General features: G+C 44.9%; 1 protein-coding gene. It reads left to right on the forward strand.

The window, feature by feature from the left end; genetic code table 11:
* Window positions 1-742 (forward strand): class I tRNA ligase family protein (locus A3738_RS15275; RefSeq protein ID WP_156504288.1); only part of this gene is annotated, 742 nt, incomplete at both ends.

Consider the following 742-nt stretch of genomic DNA (forward strand, 5'->3'; position numbering starts at 1 on the left):
TGAATATGCAGCAAAGCAAGTAGCTGGTCAGAAAGAAGACTTCATTCGTTTAGGTGTCTTTGGTGATTGGGACAAGCCTTATCTCACCATGGACTTCAAGTTCGAGGCCGATATTATTCGTGCATTAGGCAAGATCATTGATAACGGCCACTTAGTAAAAGGCTTCAAGCCAGTTTACTGGAGTGTGGTGGGTGGTTCTGCGTTGGCTGAAGCTGAAGTTGAATATCAAGACAAAGAAAGTACAGCTATTGATGCCCGTTACGATGTTGTCGATCGAGCTTCTGTGTTTGGTAAATTTGATGCCGCCGATAATGGCCAAAATCTTTCTATCGTAATTTGGACAACAACGGCTTGGACGCTTCCATCTAGCCAAGCGGTTTCTTTGAATCCTGATCTTGATTATTCCTTAGTGAAAGTCGATCTAGGATTGGGCGAAGAACTTGTGGTTCTTGCGCAAGCACTCGTTGATGACGCTATGGAGCGTTATGGTGCTGAAAACTTTGAAGTCGTTGGCTCGGCGAAAGGTTCTGATCTTGAAGGTGAGTTGTTGGTTCATCCTTTTTACCGCGACAAGCAGCTTCCTGTACTAGTTGGTGATCACGTAACAACAGATGCCGGTACGGGTGCAGTACATACAGCGCCTGACCATGGTGTTGATGACTTCAATGTTGGCAATAAGTACGGCTTAAAAACACTTAACTATGTCGACGATAACGGTGTTTATCGCGATATCGTTCCGATG

The sequence above is a fragment of the Oleiphilus sp. HI0066 genome, assembly GCF_001635725.1.